This is a genomic window from Monashia sp. NPDC004114 (assembly GCF_053603855.1).
The window spans coordinates 510332-531094 of the sequence record NZ_JBSGGK010000001.1 but is presented as its reverse complement, the minus strand read 5'-3'; the positions used below and the strand labels follow the sequence as shown (position 1 = coordinate 531094).

Here is a 20763-nt window from a genome sequence, read left to right as displayed (position 1 = left end):
CCGCGACGGTCGGTCCCTACGACGCGGGTTGCTGGCCCACGCGGTCGGTATGCCGCACGGTTGAATCAGCGCCCCGCGGACCGTCCCGAAACCCGTGGCGCGGCCACCAGAACCGGTCGCCGAGCATGACTGCGATGGCCGGGACCAGCAGCGTCCGCACGACGAGGGTGTCGAGCAGGACCCCGACGCAGATGATGACGCCGATCTGGGCCAGCACGACGAGCGGCAGGACACCCAGGACCGCAAAGACGGCGGCGAGCAGGATGCCGGCGCTGGTGATGACACCGCCGGTGGCGGCCAGGGCGCGCAGCATCCCTTCTCGCGAGCCGTGCGACCGGCCCTCCTCCCGGGCCCGCGTGACCAGGAAGATGTTGTAGTCCACGCCGAGGGCAACGAGGAACACGAAGGCGAAGAGGGGCGCGCTGTCGTCCAGCGCGGTGAAGCCGAAGACCTTGGTGAAGAGCCACCACGACGCGCCCAGGCTGGCCAGATAGGTCGCGAGCACGGTGGCAACGAGGATGACCGGTGCCACGACGGAACGCAGCAGCACCATGAGCGCGACGAGGACCAGCGCGAGCACCAGCGGCAGGATGACCATGCGGTCCCGGGCCGCCGCGTCGCTCGAGTCCAGCGCTACGGCCTCGGTCCCTGCAACGTGGGTGTCGGGCAGGCCGGCGACCGCAGCCCGCACGCTCCGCACCGCTTCTGCAGCCTGGGGGGATCCGGGCGCGGCGGTGATGATCGCGGCCACCTCCGCAATACCGCTGCCCTCGTTGACAATCCGTGCTGTCGCGACCCCGTCGACCGCCTGGACATCGGAGAGCACCTGCTGGGGGTCGTCCTTGGTCGTGATGACCATGGGGTCGGCGCTGCCGGCTGGGAACGAGCGGGCAAGGCGCTCGCCGGCCGCGATCGCTTCCGGCTTGCTCAGGAACTGGTCCGCCTGCTTCAGGCCCGTCTGGACGAACGCCAGACCCGAGGCGAGGACGGCGAGGACGGCGAGCGTCGTCACGACGATCTGGCGGGGGTGGGCTGCGACCCGGTCACCGATCCTGCGCCAGAGCGAGTCTGCGTCGACCAGCGCGGCTTCTCCGACGTGCGGCACCTTCGGCCAGAAGACCCAGCGGCCGAAGCACACGAGCAGAGCCGGCAGGAGCAGGAGAACCGCAGCCGCGGCCACGACGATGCCGATGGCGCAGGCCAGCCCGAGGCCCCGAGTGGCGGGGAACGCCGACAACAGGAGGGTCAGCAGGCCGACGACGACGGTCAGTGCGCTGGACAGCACCGCTTCAGCCGTGCGCCGCAGCGCGAGGGCCATGGCCTGGCGCCGGTCCTCATGGCGGCGCAGCTCGTCGCGGTACCGGGAGATGAGCAGCAGCGCATAGTCGGTGCCGGCCCCGAAGACGAGGACGGAGAGGATGCCGATCGTCGACTCGTCCCACACAACCGACAGGCCCGCGAGCGCGTGGGTCGCCAGGACGGCGGCGAGCCGGTCGGCCGCACCGACGACGATGAGCGGCAGAATCCAAAGCACGGGGCTGCGGTAGGTCAGCACGAGCAGAAGCGCCACGACTGAGGCGGTGGCGACGAGCAGCCGCGTGTTGGCCCCCTGGAACACGGCGGCGAGGTCCGCCTCGACGGCCGCCGGTCCGGTGACCTGCGCGATGACCCCGTCCGGGAGGCCGGCCTTCGCGATGCCACGAAGCCGGCTCACCTCGTCGGCGGTGCCGGTGGCGTCGGTTGCCGTGACCGGCACGACGACGAGCGCTGCCGTGCCGTCGTCGCTTCGCTGAACGGGAACCCTTCCCGTACCGGGCAGCTCGCCGGCCCGCGCGCGGATCGCCACGAGATCCGAGTCACTGAGTATGCCGTCGGGCTTGCTGAACAGGATCACCGCGGTTGAGCCGTCCGCCTCGGGTAGGCGCTCCCGCAGCTCGAGCGCAGACGCGCTCTCGGACCCGGCGGGCAGCGAGTCGGTCACGCGGGCGGTTCTGGTCGCCTCGCCGACGGACGCCGCCACCCCCACGGCTCCGACGAGGCCCAGCACGACGATGGCGACGGCCCACCATCGCCTCGTGATCCGTTCGGACACCCTCGCCGCCTTTGATGGGGTCGGCACCCTTGACGCCCTGGACACGGTGGTCGCCCCTGACGCTTCTGGCGCCTGGGGCGCCTCTGGCACGTTCGGCAGCTTGGACACGCCATACCTCCGCTAGAATTCGACGACTTCCTCAGTAGGTATCTCAGTTCATTGCTCATGTGATTACTAAGTTGGTGAGTGACATTAGCACTGGTCCTCGCGATGCGACAGGTGACCCTGCCTCGGGCGGGCCTGCGCGCGCGGAGCGCACAGGGACGGCACCTGCCGGGGCCGTGCCGGGCGGCCCCCAGTGGCGGGACACGAGCACGCTCGCGGCCCTGCAGGAGCTGGTCGATGTGGCCGAAGCGGTCCCGGCAGCGGTGGCGCGTGGCGCCGGCCTCAGTACGACCGAGCTGCACTCACTGCGCCACCTGATCCGCGGCCCACTCGGTCCGGTCGAGCTGGCCAAGCTGCTCGGCGTCACGTCGGCGGCCTCGTCGGGCGTGGTGGACCGGCTGACCAGTCGGGGCCATGCCGAGCGGCGATCGCACCCAGCAGACGGGCGACGCACCGAGGTCGTCATCACCGAGAGCGGGCGTGCGGAGGTCCTGGAGCGGCTACGCCCGATGTTCGAGGCGCTCGCCGTGCTCGACGCGACGTTGAGCGACGAGGAGCGGGAGGTCGTCGAGCGTTACCTCCGTGGCGCGACCGCGGCCATGCGCACCCTGATGACCTGACCTGCCCTGACCGCGCCGTTCCGGTCACGCGTCTTCCCGTGCTCGCTGGCGACGCAGCTGAGCCAGCCTGCGAGAGGGTGGCTCAGGTGCCGACATCCACGGCGCGCCAAGGCCGCTACCGCCACCTGCACGCCCGGCTGCTGGACGTCGTGCCCGGCCGGACCGGCACCGCCTAGCCGCCTGGCTCCAGGCGCGGCCCGCGGAGTTCACCGCCGGCATCAGCGAGGCCTCGCTCGACCCGTTCCGCGGCTACGCGAACGCGCTGCGCGACGAGCTGCCCGACGCCGTCGCCGTGCTCGACGCATTTCACGTCGTCAAACTCGGCACCCAGGTCGTCGACGAGACCCGACGCCGCGTGCAGCAGGAGACGTGCAGCGGCGCGGCCACAAGGACGACCCGCTCTACAAGATCCGGGGCCTGCTGCGCCTCCGCCAGGACAACGCCACCGACCTACTGCGGTCGGCGAGGACGGACTCGACCCGTCGCGTGGCGACTGGTCCACTCTGGCAGTCCACCGCTGTAGAGCATGTCGCAGGCGATCGCGACGGAAAGCGACGTGAGTTCATCGTGCAGAGCGGACTTTGCGGGTTGCGTCCAGTGCGTGTGGGCGGATCGGACCGGAATCGACTCGGTGAGCCAAGACAGGCGCAGCCTACAAACGAGGGAATGCTGGCTGGCCAGGCCGGTCACGTCATAACCGTGGTCGGCTGCAGCGGAGGCGAGGGCCAAGGCCGGTTGCAGTTCTGACGCAACACGGCATCCCGTTGTCAGCGTCGCCTAAGAAGTCTTGGTAAGAGGCCGGGGCCCAGCTCAACTCGGACGGGAATGGACAGGCTTAGCCATGGCTAATCGCGCAGGCATCGTACAAGCTGTTCCTGGCTGTCTACTCAGTCCGACGTATGTGCAGGTCATCACACCTTTTCGCGGTCGCGGTGGTCGAAGTCTTGTAAACAGGTGGTTGAGAGTTCGAGTCTCTTCGCCAGCTCCATGTGGAAACGTCGCCCTGACCTGCATAAACGCGGGTCGGGGCGATGGTGTGTCGGGGGCTTGGTGGGCCCATTGGGCTGACTTGCTAAAGCGTTTGCTAACACGTGGGCCCTGTCAGGCGTCGTCGTCGGGGTCGAGTTCTTCAGGTCGGCATGGACCTGCGCAGGCCAAATGAGAGCCACACCGAAAGGGGTGAGCAGCCGATGAGAGAGCGACAGCCCGGTCGCCTGAACCGAGCCTTGCCAGGCACCGATCCTGCGTCAATGAAACAAGCAGCCGATGAGCGGTATCCCGGGATCGTTTGTCCCGGTAGTGTGCCCGAGGACAGGGTCGGCGAGGTGAAGGAAAGATCGTGGCGCTCGGTGAGCAGCGGATGACCGTGGACTATGCCCGTTCGGTGGCACGGATGGCCTACTTGTGGGGATGGCCGCTGGCGAACATCCACAACCGGCGCGTGTTCATGGAACAGCTTCCCGGACCGGGCCTGCTGGCCGGGATCGTGCCGGCCGGGCCGCCGAACCACATCGGCATGCTCCATGACTACGTCCGCCCGGAGGAGCGGATCGTGGCCTGCCCGAACCAGGATGTGGTGTACGGGTTCGGCCCGTTGGACGCGAACCTCGGCCCTGCGGTGATCCAGGTGCCCGACTTCGGGGACCGGTTCTGGGTCTACCAGGTGGTCAACCAGCGGACCGACTCGTTCGTGAACCTCGGGAAGATGTACGGCACCGAGCCCGGGCACTACTTGCTCGCACCGGAAGGCTGGGACGGCTCGGTCCCGGAGGGGATCGCTGGGGTGTTCCACTACGACACCCGCTGTGGGGTGGTGATCCCGCGGGTGTTCATGGACGACACGGCCGAGGACCGTGAGGCGGTCCAGCCGATCGTGAACCAGATCAGCGTGTACCCCCTGGCCGATTTCGACGGGACCATGAAGACCACCGACTGGTCGCAGGCTCCCTCGTTCGGGGAGACCGACGCCGCCTCGGGGCAGGAGGAGACGCAGTGGGTCGATCCGACGACGTTCTTCGCCTCGTTCGGCGAGGTGCTCGACGAGGTCCCGCCGCTTCCTGGTGAGGAGGCGATGTACGGCTGGTTCCGTGCTGTTCTCGCCGCCGCCGAGAACGACAACGAGATCGCCGCGGCCTGCCGTGAGGCGGCGATCGAGGCGGAGCCGGTGGCGAGGGAGCTGTTCGAGTTCCGGAACTACGGGATTCCGGTCGGGCACCACTGGACCACGCAGCGCAACGGTGCTGAGTTCGGCACCGACTACCTGATGAGGCTCGCGGTGGGCAAGTCGAACATCTTCGTGAACACCCCTGTCGAGACCACGTACTTCTACCAGGACCTCGACACGGACGGTGCCCGTCTGAACGGCGCCCACACCTACGCGGTGCGATTCGATAGGAATCATCTGCCGCCGGTGCGGGGCTTCTGGTCGCTGACTGTGTATAACCAGCACCACTTCTTCCACCCCAATGACCTCGACCGGTACTCGCTGGGCACCAAGAACAAGAACCTCACCTACGGTGAGGACGGCTCGCTCACCCTGACCATCGGCGGGCAAGCGCCGGAGGACGGGGCGCAGAAGCCGAACTGGCTGCCCGCCCCGTCGGAGGAGTTCTCCGTCTACCTGCGCACCTACTGGCCTGACGACAGCATCCTCGACGGCAGCTGGGCCCCACCGGCCGTGGAGCGGGTACGGACTGCTTGAGCAGGCGCGCGGCGGACCGCATACGCGGCCGCCGCGATCGAGCCAATGGGGGGCTGAAGCCATGGATGCGGACGACCAGGGGCACAGCCGCTGCCAGCGTCGATGAATGGAACTGGACGACTCGAAGCGATCCGACTTCGACGACGCCGACCTCGGCTACCGCTGTCCGGGCGGTCCCCGGCGGACCAACCTCCTCAGTGCGCTCGAGCTGCCGAACGGCTCCGTGGCGGCCAAGATCGACGCCACCGGCATGAAGACGGCACTCACCACCCCCCAGCTCTTCGGCAGCCTCGCGACTCGGGTCGGCGCCCAACGGGCCTGGAGCACCACGGCATCGGGCCTGTGGCACTTCACCGACCGCGAGGAGACCGAGGTCAAGTCCCCGGTATTGGTGTAGCGATGCGTGGTGACCCGGACCTCGAGCTGCGAGCGGGCGACACCGGATCTCGTGAGGTTCAGCAATGACGAGGTCATCACCATGTTGTTCGGCAGGTGGACGTGCGTGCCGTCGTACGTCTCGATGACGACCGCGCGGCTGTTGAGGTCGATCACGTGGCCGCGGTGTCCGTCCGACTCGATGAGGTCTCCGAGTCGTAGCGCGTGCCGTACCTGGATCACGAGGCCGGCGCCGAAGTTGTCAGCAACCCCACGTCCCACGAGCACGAGCGCGCCCAGGACGAGGAGGAACGCGATGAGCACCGGCTGGATGGGTGCACCGAGCAGGCTGAGCACGATCCCGGCGCCCAGCGCGTAGATCGCGTAAGCGCACCACGCGCGCGATCTGCAGTACGACGTCGGCAGGCAGGCTCGGCACCAGGGGACCGAGGCGGCGGACTCAGCGGACCGCGTACCGCGCAGGCGAGCAGAGTGCAGATCACGACCAGCACAGACCACAGCAACGTCCAGCCGTCGACGTCGAGGTCGCCGAGCGGGGTGTCGACCACCAACGGAAGGCTCACAGCCATCAGTCGTCGCTCTCGCGCGGCCTGCGGACCCACTCGGTCGCCCGCGCGTACGCGGAGTCCAGCGCCTCGAAGAAGACCGAGGTCTGCGGCACGACGGCCTCGTCGCCGAGGGCGTCGGCCAAGCCGGTGCGGGCGAGAAGTGCGACCTGTGCGGGGTCCACGCCGGCGACCATGAGCCGGCACCCCTGGGCGTCCAGGTGCTCTGCCCGTCTGCGCAGTGCCTTGAGGATCGTCGAGGAGGGGATGTCGGGCAGCGCGCGCGCGTGCAGGATCACCACAGCGTTGCGAGCGTCGGTGCTTCGCGGCCAGGACTCCTCGATCCGGGCCACCTCGGCGAACAGGCCGGCGCCCTCGTAGTGGAGGACCGTGACTGCGTCGCTCGGAAGGTCGGTGGGAATGTCGGTCGCGCGCCAGCGGCCGTCCTCACGGACCAGCGCCTTGATCCTCCCGGCCCGTTCGGCGCTGACGCAGTAGAGCATCAGGGACAGGCCGGCGCCCAGCAGGATCGCTTCCTGCAGAGGCAGCTGCGTGGTGGCGAGGAAGGTCGCCAGCATCGCCGCGGTCGGCAGCCACCCCGTCCGGAGCACCAGTCTGATGTCGGGGATCCGGCCGACGACAAGCTCGGCGCCGATCACGATCACCAGGCCGCCGATCACCGGCATCGGGATCAGCTCCGCGACGCCGCCCGCGACCAGCACGACGAGGCCGAGGAAGATCCCGGCGAAGATTCCCGTCCACCGAGTCTGGGCTCCCGCGCTGGTCGCGACGCCCGTCCGCGAAAGGGAGCCACCGGTCGGCAGTGCTCGGAAGAACCCGCCGGCGAGGTTCGCCACGCCCTGGGCGGTGAAGTCGCCGGAGACGTTCGTGCGGCTACCGTCCGGGTTCGGCACGGCCGCACCGATGCCCGCGGCCTGGGCGAGCGCGACGAGTGCCACCGCAACTGCGCCGGCCAGCAGATCGGGCATCACGCCGGGGTCGGGGAGGACCAGGTGCGGCAGCCCGCTCGGCACCGAGCCGATGTCGCCGACGTCCTCGACATCGATCGAGAACACGACAACGATGGCGGTGACCACGACCAGCGCGGCGAGGATCGCGAACGGCTCGAGCCGAGGAACCAGCCGCACGACGAACCAGACCGCCACCGTGCCGAGCGAGACGAGCAGCGTCGTGAGATCCCAGTCGGTGACGTGGGCGACCGCGTCGACCACCTTCGCGATCGTGTTGTGCGCGTCCGGCTTGTAGCCGGTGGCGTCGTCGAGGACGCCCGCAACGATCTGGAGTGCGATGCCGCTGGTGAAGCCGGTCATCACCGCGTTCGAGACGAAGCTCATCACCGAGCCGAGCCGCAGCAGCCCGAAGACCACCATGATCGCGCCGACCAGCACCGTGAGCGTGGCGACGTTGTTGATGTCATCCGGGTCGAGGTGGGCGCTCGAGAGCACGCTCTGCGACGTCAGTGCGATGGCGGACGTGAGCGTGGTCGTCATGAGGACGGTCCGGGAGAACAGGGAGCCGACCGTCGTCGGCACCATGCCCGAGTAGAGCCCGAGGACCGGGTTGAAACCGCCGATGCTGGCGTATGCCATGCCCTCCGGGATGCTGAAAAGCCCCGTCACGAACCCCGCGACGGCGTCCTTCGGCGTCGGGCGGCCCAGCCCCAACTTCGGTCGGCGCACCACTTCACCATCCCGATCGAGGCATGCTCTCGCGTCACCCGGTTCAGGTGACGCGACCTCCGTGGGGCCTCCTTAGCGTCGAACACATGGCACTCGACTACTCAGACCGGACTGACTTCGACAATGCCACGCGCGGACTCGTGGCCCCCCTCGAGCCCGGGCAGATCCTGCATGCCGACGGGCGCGTCGTGTACGACGCCGACATCTACGGTCAGGTGACCGAGGGTGACTGCCCGGACACCGCGAATCCGAGCCTGTGGCGGCAGAGTCAGCTCACTGCAATCCAGGGCCTCTTCGAGGTCACCGAAGGCATCTACCAGCTGCGCGGCATCGAGCTCTCGAACATGACCGTCGTCGAGGGTGATACCGGTGTGATCATCATCGACCCGGCCATCTCCGCCGAGGTGGCGGCCGCCGGTCTCGCGCTCTATCGCGAGCACCGCGGCGACCGACCCGTCAGGGCGGTCATCTACACGCACTCGCACATCGACCACTTCGGCGGCGTTCTCGGCGTCGTCTCCGCCGACACCGACGTGCCGATCGTCGCGCCGGCCGGGTTCCTTGACCACGCCGTGTCGGAGAACGTGTACGCGGGCACCGCGATGCTGCGTCGCGGCGTGTACCACACCGGGATGGGCCTGCAGCCGGGCGCCACCGGGACCCTCGGCGTCGGCCTGGGCTCGGGCAGCTCGACCGGGACGACGGGCCTCCTTGCCCCGACCGTGGACATCACCCACACCGGCCAGGAGGAGGTGCTCGACGGGGTCCGCATCGTCTTCCAGATGACGCCAGGCACCGAGGCGCCGTCCGAGATGAACTTCCACTTCCCGGACCGCCGCGCGCTCTGCCTGGCCGAGAACGCGACCCACACCCTGCACAACATCCTCACGCTGCGTGGTGCGGAGGTGCGCGACGCGCGCGGCTGGTCGCGCTACATCGCCGAGGCGATCGAGCTGTTTGCGGACGACACCGACGTCGCGTTCGCCTCGCACCACTGGCCGACGTGGGACCGTGACAACATCGTCCGGTTCCTCACCGAGCAGCGTGACCTCTACGCGTTCCTGCACGACCAGACCCTGCGGATGATGAACAAGGGCCTGGTCGGCGCCGAGATCGCGGAGACGTTCCAGCTGCCGCCCGCGATCGACGACGCCTGGCACGGGCGCGGCTACTACGGCTCGATCAGCCACAACGTCAAGGCGATCTACCAGCGCTACCTGGGCTGGTACGACGGGAACCCGGCGCACCTGTGGCAGCACCCGCCCGAGGCGCAGGCGTCCCGATACGTCGAGGTCATCGGCGGAGTCGACGCGACGGTCGCAAAGGCGCAGGAGTTCGCGGATGCCGGCGACCTTCGGTTCGCCACGGAGCTCGCGAACCATGCGCTGTTCGCCGACCCCCAGCACGCTGGTGCCCTAGCACTCCAGACCGACCTCTTTACCAGGCTCGGATACGGCTCCGAGTGCGGAACCTGGCGGAACAACTTCCTCACCGGAGCGACTGAGCTCGAATCGGGCCCGATCGCGCTCAAGACCGACGCCTCGGGCATGATGGCGGCGCTGACGACTACGCAGCTGTTCGACAGCATCGCGATCCGCATCGACGCCCAGAAGGCGTGGGACACCTCGGTCTCGGTCCGGTGGCACTTCACCGACCGTGACGAGACCTACCGCATGGAGCTCTCCAACGGGGCGCTCGTGCACTTCCCCACGCAGAGGCAGGAGCCGGCGGATCTCGTCGTCACACTCACCAAGCCCCAACTGCTCCACTTGCTCGCCGGTGCCGGCCCCGAGGGCATCGCCTTCGAGGGCGACCCCGCGACCTTGACCACGCTCCTCTCGTTCGTCGACGACCCCGATCCGGCGTTCAACATCGTGATCCCCTGATGGGAGCCGTCATCGGGGACATCCTCCCGCTCGCGCTCGCGGTGTTCATCAGCCCGATCCCGATCATCGCCACGATCCTGATGCTGCTGGCCCCGAACGCCCGGGCGGCCAGCGTGGGTTTCATGCTCGGCTGGCTCGCTGGCATCGTCGTCGCCCTAGTCGTCTTCGTGGCGCTCGCCGCCGTGATCCCCGAGCCCGGCGACGACGCTTCGCAGCCGGTTGCGGGAACGGTCAAGATCGCGCTGGGCGCGCTGATGCTGCTCATCGCCGCCAAGCAGTGGCGCGGTCGGCCGCATGCGGGAGAGGAGCCCGTGCTCCCCAAGTGGATGGCCGCGATCGACAAGTTCACCCTCGGGAGGGCTCTCACGCTCGGCTTCGCCCTGTCCGCCCTCAACCCGAAGAACCTGCTGATGACGGCGAGCGCCGGTGTCCTGGTCGGAACAGCACGGCTCTCGACCGGCGAGGTCGTCGCGGTCGTCGCGGTGTTCACGGTGATCGCCGGTGCGTCGGTCGCGGTGCCGGTGCTCGGCTATCTCCTCGCCCGAGACCGCATGTCCGGACCGCTGCAATCTCTTCGGGTGTGGCTCGTGCACAACAACGCCACCGTCATGGCCGTGCTCCTGCTCGTCATCGGGGTCACGATGATCGGAAAGGGCATCGGCAGCTACTAGCGAAGGCACCCTGGATGCTCCCGCCATGGATGCTCCCCGCCCGGGAGCTCGTCCCGGTGGGCCCCGGCCTGAGCGGATTTCCCAAACTCGCTGTCGCTTCCACTCAAACCAGGCGCCCCGGCGCCCAATTGATCGATGCCCCATGCGTCATTCGAAGTCCGCTCATCTGCTGCTTGTCTCATTGACGCAGGATCGGTGCCTGGCAAGGCTCGATTCAGGGAACGCGACTCCGCGTGGGCACAAATTGGGCACACGATTGCCTCGCTCAAGCGCAGCCACGAACGGAGCGAGTTGGCGCGGTTCGTGCGGCTGTCTACTGCCGTTTGAATCGCTGGATGTGTCGGGTCATCGGAGGGCGGCGCGTTGTCGACCCCGGCCTGGCATCCGTACAAGGCGCTCAGTGTATGGCTCCGCCTGATGCTTGACGTTTGGGCTTCGGTTTATGCCTGACAGTGTTTCGGCTGATCTTGACAGTTGCTTCGGTTGATCCTTGACGCTCTCTCGATGAGGGAGATGAGAGTGGCGGAGCAGCGGTACAAGGCGGTGCTGGCGGTCATCGGTGATGGCCGGAGCGTCAGCGAGGTCGCGGCGTCGTGGGATGTGTCCCGGCAGACGCTGCACGCGTGGCTGGCCCGATCCGCTGCCCGCTGCGCCTCACGGTCAAGGACTGAGGACCGTTCAGGGGCCGACGGTGCCGACGTCGATGGTCTGTCCGCGGGCGTCTGCCACCGCGACCTGGAATCCGTTGGGCACCTTGCCGTCGAGGTCGGCGAGGAGCTCTGATGTCGAGGGGAGCGCGGTGGGCGAGGTGATGTGGATGGTGAAGGTGGAACCGTGCAGGGTCACGCTGTCCACGGTCGCGCCCGGCACGGTCTCGACCCATTCGCTAGCGGTGCTCATGACCTGGTTCTCCCACCGGGTGGTCAGGTAGGTGGTGATGGTGTTGGCGCCGAGGAACACCACGACGACCACAAGCAGCCCGCCGATGGCCGCGTACGTCCCTCGTGACGAGCCGCTCGCCCCCTGGGTCTCCGGCGAGCTGTAGCCGAGGACGGCGAAGACGAACATCCCGGCCAGCACGAGCGATACGAGGTTGGACACGAAGAGCAGGAACGCACCTGCCGCGAGGGTGAACGAACCCTGTCCGAGGCAGACGCCCACCACGCTGAGCGGCGGAACGAGTGAGATGGCGATGGCGACTCCGGGAAGCACGGCGCCCACGTCTCGTCGGGCGAGGGCCACCGCGCCGGCCAGCCCCGTGGCGAGCGCAGCGACCAGGTCAACGAGGTTCGGGGACACTCGTGAGGAGATCTGGCTGTTGTCGAGCAGGGCGTAGGTCGACGGCAGTGCCAGCGAGAACGCCGCGCCGATGCCGATGACCAGCAGGACGCCGAAACAGACATAGCCGACGGAGCCGTTGCGCTGGCGCTTCACGGTCGCCAGCGCGATTCCCATGATCGGTGTCGAGAGCGGCGCGATGATCATGGCTCCGATCACGGTGGCGGTGGAGTCGCCCAGGACCCCCGCGGAGGCGATGACCGCTGACAGGGTCAGCATCGTCCAGAATGCCGATCTCTTGGCCGTCGCGTCACCCGAGCCCAGCTCGAGCTCGTCAGAGAGCTCTTCCCGCGAACGACGCTGGTGCTCGGGCAGGATGCGGATGCGCAGCGCAGTGACCATGGCCTGAGTATCCAGTGGCGGCCGTGGCCGAGGCGGGCTGCCACGCTCAGCCGAGTCCGGTGGGAGGCCTCGACCGTGCTCAATGACCAGCGATGGCATGCCGCGCAGCCGCACGGGTTGCGCATGCACGAATCCGATCGCCTGCGACGCAGTCACTGGCAGAGAGTGATCTCGCGCCGAAGCGATGCCCGTCTCAAGCTCGAAGATGTTGGCGAAGACAGCAAAAGGGTCTCCGTCGGGCTTGGCTCATCAGCGCGGACAGGGCTGTGGTCCTCATTGTCGGCACAACCCTGAGGCCGACCCGCTTCGAACAGGGAATATTGTCAACGGCGCGCGAAAACTGACCCCCTGACGGCAGGTGAAACTGACCCCCTGCATGTCAGTTCTCTTCTTGGTTGGTGGCGGTTGGGACGCGGCCGAGGTCGCGGTCCTTGAGCCGGTAGGAGTCGCCCTTGAGGGCGATGACCTCGGCGTGGTGCACGAGCCGGTCGATCATCGCGGCGGCCACGACGTCGTCGCCGAAGACCTCGCCCCACCGGCCGAACGGTTTGTTGCCAGTGACGATCAACGAGGCGCGTTCGTAGCGGGAGGACACGAGCTGGAAGAACAGGTTCGCGGCCTCGGGTTCGAACGGGATGTAGCCGACCTCGTCGATGACCAGCAGCGGGTACCGGCCGAGGCGTCGCAGCTCGTCCTGCAGCCGTGCGTCGTGGTGGGCGCCGGCGAGCCGGTCGACCCACTCGGAGGCGGTCGCGAACAGGACCCGGTGCCCGGCCTGGCAGGCACGGATCCCTGGTATTCGGGGCCATCGCGATCGCGCTGGTCGCGCTCGCCCACGCGGCCGGCATCGCCGCCGCCGTCGCGAACCCGGACGGCTCGCGTCCCGACGCCTCGACCGACTTCCGCGCGCAGGGTCTGGCCAACATCGCCGGCGGCCTGTTCTCGGCGTTGCCCACAGGCGCCCGCTCTCCCGCACGGGCGTGGGGACGAGCGCCGGCGCCCGCACCCGCTGGTCCGGCATCTTCGCCGGCGTCTGGCTGGCGGTGATCGTGCTCGCGGTCGGTCCGGTCGCCGGCGAGATCCCGATGGCGGTGATCGGTGGCCTCCTGATCGTGATCGGCAGCGAGCTGATCACCGGCCGGCTCGGCGACATCGTGCTTGTGCTGCGCACGTCGGTGCTCTCCAGCGTCGCGATGGTCGTCACGTTCCTGGTCACCACGCAGCTGCCGCTCCAGCAGGCGATCTTCATCGGTGCCGGACTCTCGATCCTGCTGTATGCCGTCTCTGCCTCTCGCCGGGGCCGGCTGGTCGAGCTCGTGGCCGACGGCGCCGGCGGGTGGAACCTCCCTGACGCGCCAGACCGGCTGCCGAGCGGACGGACCACGGTGCTGCACTACATCGGCGGGAGCTTCTTCGCCGAGGTCAACCGGCTCGAGGACGAGTGGCCCGACCCGCGGGAGGCGACCTCGGCCGCCGTGGTGCTGTCGTTGCGTGGGTCGGTCGACATCCCCTCGGCGACGTTCCTCAAGGCGTTCGTGCAGACACACCGGCGGCTGCGCGCACACGGCGTGCACCTAGTGCTCTGCGGGGTCCCACCCGCGTTCCGCGACCTGCTCGAGCGCGCCGGCACCCTCGAGGTCATCGGCCGCGACTACGTCGTCGTCCAGACTCCCGTACTCGGCGAGGCGCTGCGCACAGCGTACGACGTGGCCGAGCGACTTCGGACGACCACGACATGAGCGACGACGGTGTGAACGCCGGTCGCGGAGGCCGAGTTCGGCGCACGAAACACGTCCTTCTTGGCGGCCATGTCGGCTGTCACGCCCGCGCTCCTTTGCGGGCTCAGGGTGCGTGTGCAATTACCGCACGCCCGCGACCAGGATTCCCATGCCGCCGGGGGACTTGCGGCCACGGCGGGCCAAGGGATACCACGCGGTTGGCGTCAAGGTGCGTCTGCACAATGCGGCCGGTGTCTGTCGCGCGATCGTAAGACGGGCGTGCTTCCGAGCTCAGCGTGGCCGGGCCTTCGTGAGCCACTCGATGGCTGCCGCGCGGTCACTTAGCGGAAAAGCCTTGGCCTCCCCGGGAACCGCCCACGCGAAGATATTCAATCCGTCCCGCATCCAAGCGTGGTCGGTGACCAAGGCGATGCGTTCCCAGGCGTTCCAGTCGCGGACGCCCATCTTCAAGTCCTGCCAGACCGCTCCCGCCTCCAAGCGATCGAACTCGCCGCCGAAGTCGAGCAGAATCCGTATCTTGCCCGAAGCGGCTGCGATTTCGAGTGCGGGGGCGAGGACCTGGGTGTAGTCGTCGGCCGTCAGCCTCCCACTCGCCTCAAATCCGATGATGCCTTCGGGCAGTCCGTCGAGAACTCGGATCATCATCCACCTCCTCTCGTGATCGTTCCAAGCGACCAACGGATCACGCAAGTGGATCGGACCGGGGACCTCGTGCCCACGTCTGAAGCCGACCAGTCGGTTGCCTCCGGCGTTGCCGTGCCGCGGCGTACGACCCGCAACATCGCTTGATCAAGTGATGTTGCGTGCCTACGAGGGCGACGACCCTGAGGGTGCGAGCGCCGCCCGGCGCCGTAGAAGCAGGAGGCAATGTGAAGTCTTCACGCGCTCTGCTGGCGGTTGCGACGGCCGCACTGCTCGGCATGGTCATGATCGCTCCCTCGAACGCGGCCGCTCGCGCCGACTCGTGGAGCTCTTGGGGTTACGACACCTCCAACAGCCGGTACAACCCGAACTCTGATCTGGGGGTCGGCAACGTGGGCTCGCTTGCCGTGAAGTGGAGGACGTCGACGGCTGGGAACGTGTCTGCGACACCCGCCGTCGAGAACGGGGTCGTGTACGTGCCGGACGACGCCGGGTTCCTCTACGCCATCGACGCGGCCACGGGCGCGGTGAGATGGCAGACGAGCATTGTGGGGATCACGGGAGTGCCAGGCGACTATGCACGGGCCACCCCGGCCATTGCAGGCGACGTGCTGGTCCTCGGCGACCAGGCCGGAAAGGGGTTCAGCCCTAACGGCTACCTGCTGGGCATCAACAAGACGACGGGTGCGCTGGTCTGGAGGACCACCATCGAGGGCGGGTACCCGATCCTGACGCAGTCGGCGACCGTCGTCGCCGGCACCGCATACGTCGGAGTCGCATCCTTCGAAGAGGCCCTGGCCAGGTTCGGCGTGCCGCTGACGTTCCGCGGGAAGATGCTCGCCGTCGACGCCGCGACCGGGGCCATCCGATGGACCACCTACACCGTGCCCGAGGGCTACACCGGTGGTTCGGTCTGGGGGTCGGCTCCCGCTGTCGACTTCAAGCGCAACTCGCTCTACATCTCGACCGGCAACAACTACTCGATCCCGGACTCGGCGACCGCGTGCGTGTCCAGCGCCGCCGATGACGCGGCGCGCGCCGCGTGCATCCCGGCCAGCGACATGTTCGACGCCATCGTCGCGCTCGATCTGACGACGGGTGGTGTGAAGTGGGCGATGCGGGCACTTCCCAGCGACGCGTGGAACCTGTCCTGCGGCATCCCGGGCCTGCCCGGCTTCGAAGACCCGACCCCGGCATGCCCGAGCAATCACGGACCCGACTTCGACTTCGGCCAGGCTCCGACGCTGTACAAGGTGAAGGGCACCGAGTTCGTCGGCGCAGGGCAGAAGTCCGGCCAGTACTGGGCCGTCAACCCCGACACCGGAGCCCCGCTGTGGTCGACCCAGGCAGGCACGGGCGGCGTCAATGGGGGACTCCAGTGGGGTTCCGCGGTCGACGGCTCGCGCGTCTACACGGCCAACGCCAACAGCGAGGCCAAGCCGTGGACGCTCAAGGACGGCACGGTCACCCACGCCGGCGGCTGGTCCGCTCTCGACGCCGCGACGGGCGCCGTCCTGTGGACGACCGCAGCACCCACCGGTGCCGGCGCCCCGGGCCCGGTGACCGCCCTCGACGGAGTGATCTTCGGATGCTCCGCCGACGACGGCGGGCACATGTACGCGCTCAAGGCGTCGTCCGGTTCGGTCCTTTGGGACTATGCGTCGGGTGACACCTGCTACTCCGGCGCATCGGTCGTCGGCAACACCGTGTACTGGGGAACCGGCTATGTGGTGCTCCCGCCGGATCCTCGCCCAGGCGGCGCGCTCTACGCGTTCACCGTGAACGGCACGTAACACCACACGCTCGCGCGTCCGCCCTCCGGCTGAGAACACACGGAGGGCGGGCGGGCCGCACCCGGGTGGCGAGGAGACACTCGGGGCGTCATTGTTCCGGTCAGACTCAGCTACGAGCGGGTCGAGTGGACGCGGTTCGTCGGGGTTTCTACTACCGTTGAATTGCAGGATGTGTCCGGATCATGGTGTTGGAGGCCTGGGTCGACCGTCGTGGCCGTCCAAGGCCTGATGTGGCGATTTGGTGCACGCGCATGGGCCGTTCGGGATCCGACGCGGCCGATCGGGGACATGTGTGGACAGGAGGAGCCATGGCTCATCGCACAGGGATCGCACGAGGCAGTCACTGAGATTGAATCAGTCCGGCGTTTGTGCAGGTCAGCGACTGTTTCAAGGGCGGCGCCAGTGGAAGGCTCGTACACAGGTGGTTAGGGGTTCGAGTCCCCTCGCCAGCTCCAAATCAGTTCCGAATCAGTTCCGAATCTACTGGTACACAGAGGGGTTGGGGCACCACAGCTCTCCCTTTGCCCCTGTCGGGGCTGCTCTGCCACGGTCGCTGCTCGACTCAGCCGGGTGCTCGCGAGCATGTGGCGCGTGGTCTGGGTTTCCTGGCCCGATCTCGTCGGATGAGCAGGTCCGTGAGATCGCCGAGAAGGGGTCTGAGCTGCTCAAGAACGAGCGCGGCGTCCTGCCGCAGACGGCGGCAGAGCATCGCTGTCATCGGCCCGACCGCATCCCTCGAGCTCAGCGCGGGGTCAGCGACGACACCACGTGCACCGCCTCGACAACGGCAATGACCTCCACTCGGCGGCGCGCCCAGCGCCCTCCCCGCGGGCACGCCTCGTCGCGGGTCAGGTCGCGGTCGACCTGACCCGCGATGTGACCCGGGCAGCCGCTCGTGGGCACGCCGCCAAAGATCACGAATCGATAACGGCCATTGTGGCCGGCGACCTTCGAGGTCTACCTTCTCGTGTTAATCGTTTAACAACACCACTCGACGACGCGTGGTGGCGATCGAGAAGGAGACAGTCTTGGCCCGTTCACACCTTGTCCCGAAGGGCGCCGCGATCGGCGTCGCCGGCATGGTCGGCCTGCTGGCCCTCACGGCCTGCAGCGGTGGCTCGCCGGACGCATCCGGTGGCGGCAACGAGCCCGTCACCCTCACCTACGCCCTCTGGGACGCGGGGCAGAAGCCGGCGATGCAGGCCATCGCCGACGCGTACACCAAGGCCCACCCGAACGTGAAGATCGAGCTCCAGCTCACGCCGAACAAGGAGTACTGGACCAAGCTGCAGACGGCGATGACCGGCGGTTCCGGACCGGACGTCATGTGGATGAACGGCCCACACTTCCAGCTCTACGCCTCCCAGGGGGTCATCGCCCCGCTCGACGGCGCCGGCGTCAACACGGCCGAGTACCCGAAGTCGCTCGTCGACCTCTACACCTACGACGGCAAGCTCTACGGCGCTCCGAAGGACTTCGACACGATCGGCCTCTGGTACAACAAGAAGCTTTTCGACGCCGCCGGTGTGAAGTACCCCGACGCCACGTGGACGTGGGACACGCTGCGGGATGCCGCGGCCAAGCTCACCGACAAGGCCAAGGGCATCTGGGGCATCAGCGCCAGCCAGTACAGCCAGGAGAACTTCTACAACACGATCGCGCAGGCCGGCGGCTTCGTCATCAGCGGCGACCACAAGAAGACGGGCTATGGCTCCCCCGAGGCCGCCAAGGGCGTGCAGCTGTGGATCGACCTGATCAAGGCCGGCTCCTCCCCCGACGCCAAGCAGATGAGCGACACCGCACCCGAGGACCTCTTCTCGTCCGGCAAGGTCGCCATGTTCTACAGCGGGTCGTGGAACGCCGGCGTCTACGGCGTCGACTCGGCTCTCAAGGACGTCGTCAACGTCGCACCCCTGCCGAAGGGACCGGCGGGCGGCCAGAGCGTGATCCACGGCCTCGCCAACGTCGCGAACGCCCAGAGCAGCCACCTCGCCGAGGCCAAGTCCTTCGCCGCGTTCGCCAGCGGCAAGGAGGCCGCCGAGCTGAACAACAAGAACAACGGGCCGATCCCGGCAGTGAACGGCATGCAGTCGTCGTGGGTGGCGGCATACCCCGAGTACGACCTTCAGCACGCCTTCATCGACACAGTCGCCACGAGCGTGCCCTACCCGATCTCGAAGAATACGAGTGCGTGGAACACGCTCGAGAGCGACACGATGACCAAGATTTGGTCGGGCGAGGTGTCCGTCGAGGCCGGGCTCCAGGAGCTGGCCACGAAGATGCAGGCCGCGCTCGACGGCGAGTGACCGGTCGGACCCCACATGACCACCTCGACAGCGACAGCCACGACGGCGCCACCGGTGCCTCGCGTGGCGGGGGAGCCCACGGGCTCCCCCGCCACTCGGCGCCGACGCAAGGGACCGCGGCCCTCGGCCTGGTGGGCCCTGCTCTTCGTCGGGCCCACGGCGGCCGGCATCGCCCTTTTCTATATCTGGCCGACCGTCCGCACGATCTACCTCTCCTTCACCAAGTCGGGAGCGTTCGGCGGCGAGACGTGGACGGGGCTGGCCAACTACCAGAAGGTCCTCGCGGACCCGGACCTGTTGGGGGCGCTGCGCAACACGGTCGTCTACACCGTCGTCGCACTACTCGGCATCCCCATCGCCTTGGCCGTTGCCGCCCTGCTCAACACCCGCGGGCTCCGCGGCCGGAGCGTCTACCGGATGCTGTACTTCGTCCCCGTCGTGACCATGCCCGCGGCCATCGCGCTCGTGTGGCGGATGATCTACAACGGCGACTACGGCGTGCTCAACCAGACCCTGGCGGCCGTCGGCCTACCGGCCCGCAGCTGGCTCACGGACCCCTCGACGGCCCTGTTCGCCATCGCAGTGGTCGGCATCTGGGCAGGTCTCGGCACCACGATCGTCATCTTCCAGGCGGCCCTCCAGGGGATCCCGGAGACCCTCATGGAGGCCGCCGAGCTCGACGGCGCCGGCCCGGTGCGCCGGTTCGTGTCGATCACCGTGCCGCTGCTGTCGCCGACCATCTTCTTCGTCAGCGTCATCAGCGTCATCGGGTCGTTCCAGGTGTTCGACCTGGTCTACATGATGATGGGCAAGACAAACCCGGCGTTCCCCGACACGAGGACCATCGTCTACCTCTTCTACGAGGCCGGTTTCCTCGACAACGACAAGGGGTATGCCGCAGCGGTCGCCTTCGTGCTCCTGCTGATCATCCTCGTCTTCACCGTCGTTCAGTTCCGGCTCCAGAAGCGGTGGGTCCACTATGAGTAGGTCGACGCTGCGTGAGTCGACGCTGAGTGAGTCGACCAGAGATCGGAGGCGGCGCACGCCCTGGCTGGTGCACGGCGTGCTGTGCCTCGGCGCGCTCGTCATGGTCTTCCCGTTCGTCTGGCAGGTGCTGACCGCGTTCAAGACGATGGGCGACGCGCTGCGGGTGCCGCTCCACGTGCTGCCCGACCCTTGGGTCTTCGACAACATCGGCAAGGTCTTCGACGGCATACCGTTCGGCCAGATGTTCGTGAACTCCGTGCTGCTGACTGCGGGGCGCACCATCGGTCAGGTGGCGCTGTGCACGATGGCCGGCTACGCGTTCGCCCGGATCCCGTTCCGGGGACGCAACGCCCTGTTCGTGGTGTTCCTCTCCGTGCTCATGGTGCCCGGGCAGCTCTACCTGCTGCCGCAGTACGAGATCGTCCGCAGCCTGGGCTGGCTGAACTCGCTCCAGGCGCTGGTGATGCCCGGCATCTTCAGTGCGTTCGGCACGTTCCTCATGCGACAGTTCTTCATGGCCATGCCCGTGGAGCTCGAGGAGGCGGCGAGGATCGATGGCGCGAACCCCTGGCAGACGTTCTGGCGCGTCATGGTGCCGTTGGCCAAGCCCGGCATCACGGCACTGGCCATCTTCACGATCCTCTGGTCGTGGAACGACCTGCTGTGGCCCCTTGTCGTCACGACAGATCCCATGAAGATGCCGCTGTCCGTGGGGCTGGCCCAGCTCGTGGGTCTGCACAGCACCGACTACCCCGTCCTCATGGCGGGGGCGCTGCTCGCGACCTTGCCCATGCTCGTGACGTTCGCCATCCTCCAGAAGCAGTTCATCCAGGGCATCGCGTTCTCGGGGTCCAAGGGCTGATGGGCGCGCGTGGCCGGCAGCCGGGGCCGGGGACCCGG

General features: G+C 68.0%; 17 protein-coding genes and 4 pseudogenes. 13 read left to right on the top strand and 8 right to left on the bottom strand.

The window, feature by feature from the left end; all coding sequences use genetic code 11:
• Nucleotides 1-16: 16 nt before the first annotated feature.
• A complete protein-coding gene (locus tag ACWEOW_RS02315) occupies nt 17-2092 on the bottom strand; it encodes an MMPL family transporter (protein ID WP_452267522.1) in 2076 nt (691 codons plus the stop codon).
• 182 nt (nt 2093-2274) lie between these two features.
• On the opposite strand from ACWEOW_RS02315, the gene ACWEOW_RS02310 reads away from it, so the two are divergent.
• The gene (locus ACWEOW_RS02310; protein ID WP_452267521.1) at nt 2275-2817 is read left to right on the top strand and encodes a MarR family winged helix-turn-helix transcriptional regulator; all 543 of its coding nucleotides are present in this window, start codon (nt 2275-2277) and stop codon (nt 2815-2817) included.
• Between the two features lie 217 nt (nt 2818-3034).
• On the top strand, nt 3035-3340 hold the full coding sequence (locus ACWEOW_RS02305) for a transposase (RefSeq protein WP_452267610.1): 306 nt from the start codon (nt 3035-3037) through the stop codon (nt 3338-3340).
• Here ACWEOW_RS02305 and ACWEOW_RS02300 read toward each other — a convergent pair.
• Nucleotides 3268-3558, bottom strand: coding sequence for a hypothetical protein (locus ACWEOW_RS02300; protein ID WP_452267609.1), 291 nt, complete (start codon nt 3556-3558; stop codon nt 3268-3270). The two genes, ACWEOW_RS02305 and ACWEOW_RS02300, sit on opposite strands and share 73 nt — an antisense overlap.
• A 598-nt stretch (nt 3559-4156) precedes the next feature.
• Here ACWEOW_RS02300 and ACWEOW_RS02295 point away from each other — a divergent pair.
• Nucleotides 4157-5518, top strand: coding sequence for a DUF1254 domain-containing protein (locus ACWEOW_RS02295; protein WP_452267520.1), 1362 nt, complete (start codon nt 4157-4159; stop codon nt 5516-5518).
• A gap of 106 nt (nt 5519-5624) precedes the next feature.
• Nucleotides 5625-5915 (top strand): hypothetical protein, encoded by a 291-nt coding sequence (locus ACWEOW_RS02290; protein ID WP_452267614.1) that lies wholly within the window; start codon nt 5625-5627, stop codon nt 5913-5915.
• A 59-nt stretch (nt 5916-5974) separates the two neighbouring features.
• Here ACWEOW_RS02290 and ACWEOW_RS02285 read toward each other — a convergent pair.
• Both ACWEOW_RS02285 and ACWEOW_RS02280 read right to left on the bottom strand, forming a co-directional pair.
• A pseudogene (locus ACWEOW_RS02285) lies at nt 5975-6175 on the bottom strand (mechanosensitive ion channel domain-containing protein); the annotation flags it as partial.
• Between the two features lie 307 nt (nt 6176-6482).
• Nucleotides 6483-8159, bottom strand: coding sequence for a SulP family inorganic anion transporter (locus ACWEOW_RS02280; RefSeq protein ID WP_452267519.1), 1677 nt, complete (start codon nt 8157-8159; stop codon nt 6483-6485).
• An 86-nt stretch (nt 8160-8245) separates the two neighbouring features.
• Between ACWEOW_RS02280 and ACWEOW_RS02275 the strand changes: the two genes are divergently transcribed.
• The 3 genes and pseudogenes from ACWEOW_RS02275 to ACWEOW_RS02265 form a co-directional block, all read left to right on the top strand.
• Entirely contained in the window at nt 8246-10045 is a 1800-nt protein-coding gene (locus ACWEOW_RS02275; protein WP_452267518.1) for an alkyl/aryl-sulfatase, read from the top strand.
• Nucleotides 10045-10716 carry a GAP family protein gene (locus ACWEOW_RS02270; protein ID WP_452267517.1) on the top strand — a complete coding sequence of 224 codons (672 nt, stop codon included), beginning with the start codon at nt 10045-10047 and terminating at the stop codon, nt 10714-10716. The genes ACWEOW_RS02275 and ACWEOW_RS02270 overlap by 1 nt, the downstream gene beginning before the upstream one ends.
• A 504-nt stretch (nt 10717-11220) precedes the next feature.
• Nucleotides 11221-11361: pseudogene (locus ACWEOW_RS02265) on the top strand (helix-turn-helix domain-containing protein); the annotation flags it as partial.
• A 33-nt stretch (nt 11362-11394) separates the two neighbouring features.
• On the opposite strand, the gene ACWEOW_RS02260 reads toward ACWEOW_RS02265, so the two are convergent.
• The gene (locus ACWEOW_RS02260) at nt 11395-12396 is read right to left on the bottom strand and encodes a DUF389 domain-containing protein (RefSeq protein WP_452267516.1); all 1002 of its coding nucleotides are present in this window, start codon (nt 12394-12396) and stop codon (nt 11395-11397) included.
• A gap of 379 nt (nt 12397-12775) precedes the next feature.
• Nucleotides 12776-13186 (bottom strand): annotated as a pseudogene (locus ACWEOW_RS02255) (ATP-binding protein); the annotation flags it as partial.
• Between ACWEOW_RS02255 and ACWEOW_RS02250 the strand changes: the two are divergent.
• Together ACWEOW_RS02250 and ACWEOW_RS02245 are read left to right on the top strand one after the other, a co-directional pair.
• Nucleotides 13099-13443 (top strand): SulP family inorganic anion transporter, encoded by a 345-nt coding sequence (locus ACWEOW_RS02250; RefSeq protein WP_452267608.1) that lies wholly within the window; start codon nt 13099-13101, stop codon nt 13441-13443. The pseudogene ACWEOW_RS02255 and the gene ACWEOW_RS02250 overlap by 88 nt on opposite strands.
• A pseudogene (locus tag ACWEOW_RS02245) lies at nt 13368-14135 on the top strand (STAS domain-containing protein); the annotation flags it as partial. The gene ACWEOW_RS02250 and the pseudogene ACWEOW_RS02245, both read left to right, overlap by 76 nt.
• A gap of 270 nt (nt 14136-14405) precedes the next feature.
• On the opposite strand, the gene ACWEOW_RS02240 reads toward ACWEOW_RS02245, so the two are convergent.
• The gene (locus ACWEOW_RS02240) at nt 14406-14780 is read right to left on the bottom strand and encodes an STAS/SEC14 domain-containing protein (RefSeq protein ID WP_452267515.1); all 375 of its coding nucleotides are present in this window, start codon (nt 14778-14780) and stop codon (nt 14406-14408) included.
• 224 nt (nt 14781-15004) lie between these two features.
• Between ACWEOW_RS02240 and ACWEOW_RS02235 the strand changes: the two genes are divergently transcribed.
• Nucleotides 15005-16570, top strand: a complete 1566-nt coding sequence (locus tag ACWEOW_RS02235; RefSeq protein WP_452267514.1) for an outer membrane protein assembly factor BamB family protein — start codon at nt 15005-15007, stop codon at nt 16568-16570.
• 741 nt (nt 16571-17311) lie between these two features.
• Here the strand turns inward: ACWEOW_RS02235 and ACWEOW_RS02230 are convergent.
• Nucleotides 17312-17473 (bottom strand): hypothetical protein, encoded by a 162-nt coding sequence (locus ACWEOW_RS02230; RefSeq protein WP_452267513.1) that lies wholly within the window; start codon nt 17471-17473, stop codon nt 17312-17314.
• Nucleotides 17474-17598: 125 nt separating this feature from the next.
• Between ACWEOW_RS02230 and ACWEOW_RS02225 the strand changes: the two genes are divergently transcribed.
• The 3 genes from ACWEOW_RS02225 to ACWEOW_RS02215 are packed head-to-tail and all read left to right on the top strand — an operon-like array spanning nt 17599 to nt 20725.
• Nucleotides 17599-18876, top strand: coding sequence for an ABC transporter substrate-binding protein (locus ACWEOW_RS02225; RefSeq protein ID WP_452267512.1), 1278 nt, complete (start codon nt 17599-17601; stop codon nt 18874-18876).
• Between the two features lie 15 nt (nt 18877-18891).
• Entirely contained in the window at nt 18892-19863 is a 972-nt protein-coding gene (locus ACWEOW_RS02220) for a carbohydrate ABC transporter permease (protein ID WP_452267511.1), read from the top strand.
• A complete protein-coding gene (locus ACWEOW_RS02215) occupies nt 19856-20725 on the top strand; it encodes a carbohydrate ABC transporter permease (RefSeq protein WP_452267510.1) in 870 nt (289 codons plus the stop codon). Before ACWEOW_RS02220 ends, ACWEOW_RS02215 begins: the two co-directional genes overlap by 8 nt.
• The last annotated feature ends 38 nt before the right edge of the window (nt 20726-20763 follow it).

Bases quoted from the DNA above. Each gene is read 5' to 3' on its own strand.
- ACWEOW_RS02275 (WP_452267518.1), top strand. From the start codon at position 8,246: ATGGCACTCGACTACTCAGACCGGACTGACTTCGACAATGCCACGCGC.
- ACWEOW_RS02270 (WP_452267517.1), top strand. From the start codon at position 10,045: ATGGGAGCCGTCATCGGGGACATCCTCCCGCTCGCGCTCGCGGTGTTC.
- ACWEOW_RS02215 (WP_452267510.1), top strand. From the start codon at position 19,856: ATGAGTAGGTCGACGCTGCGTGAGTCGACGCTGAGTGAGTCGACCAGA.
- ACWEOW_RS02260 (WP_452267516.1), bottom strand. From the start codon at position 12,396: ATGGTCACTGCGCTGCGCATCCGCATCCTGCCCGAGCACCAGCGTCGT.
- ACWEOW_RS02220 (WP_452267511.1), top strand. From the start codon at position 18,892: ATGACCACCTCGACAGCGACAGCCACGACGGCGCCACCGGTGCCTCGC.
- ACWEOW_RS02240 (WP_452267515.1), bottom strand. From the start codon at position 14,780: ATGATGATCCGAGTTCTCGACGGACTGCCCGAAGGCATCATCGGATTT.
- ACWEOW_RS02290 (WP_452267614.1), top strand. From the start codon at position 5,625: ATGGAACTGGACGACTCGAAGCGATCCGACTTCGACGACGCCGACCTC.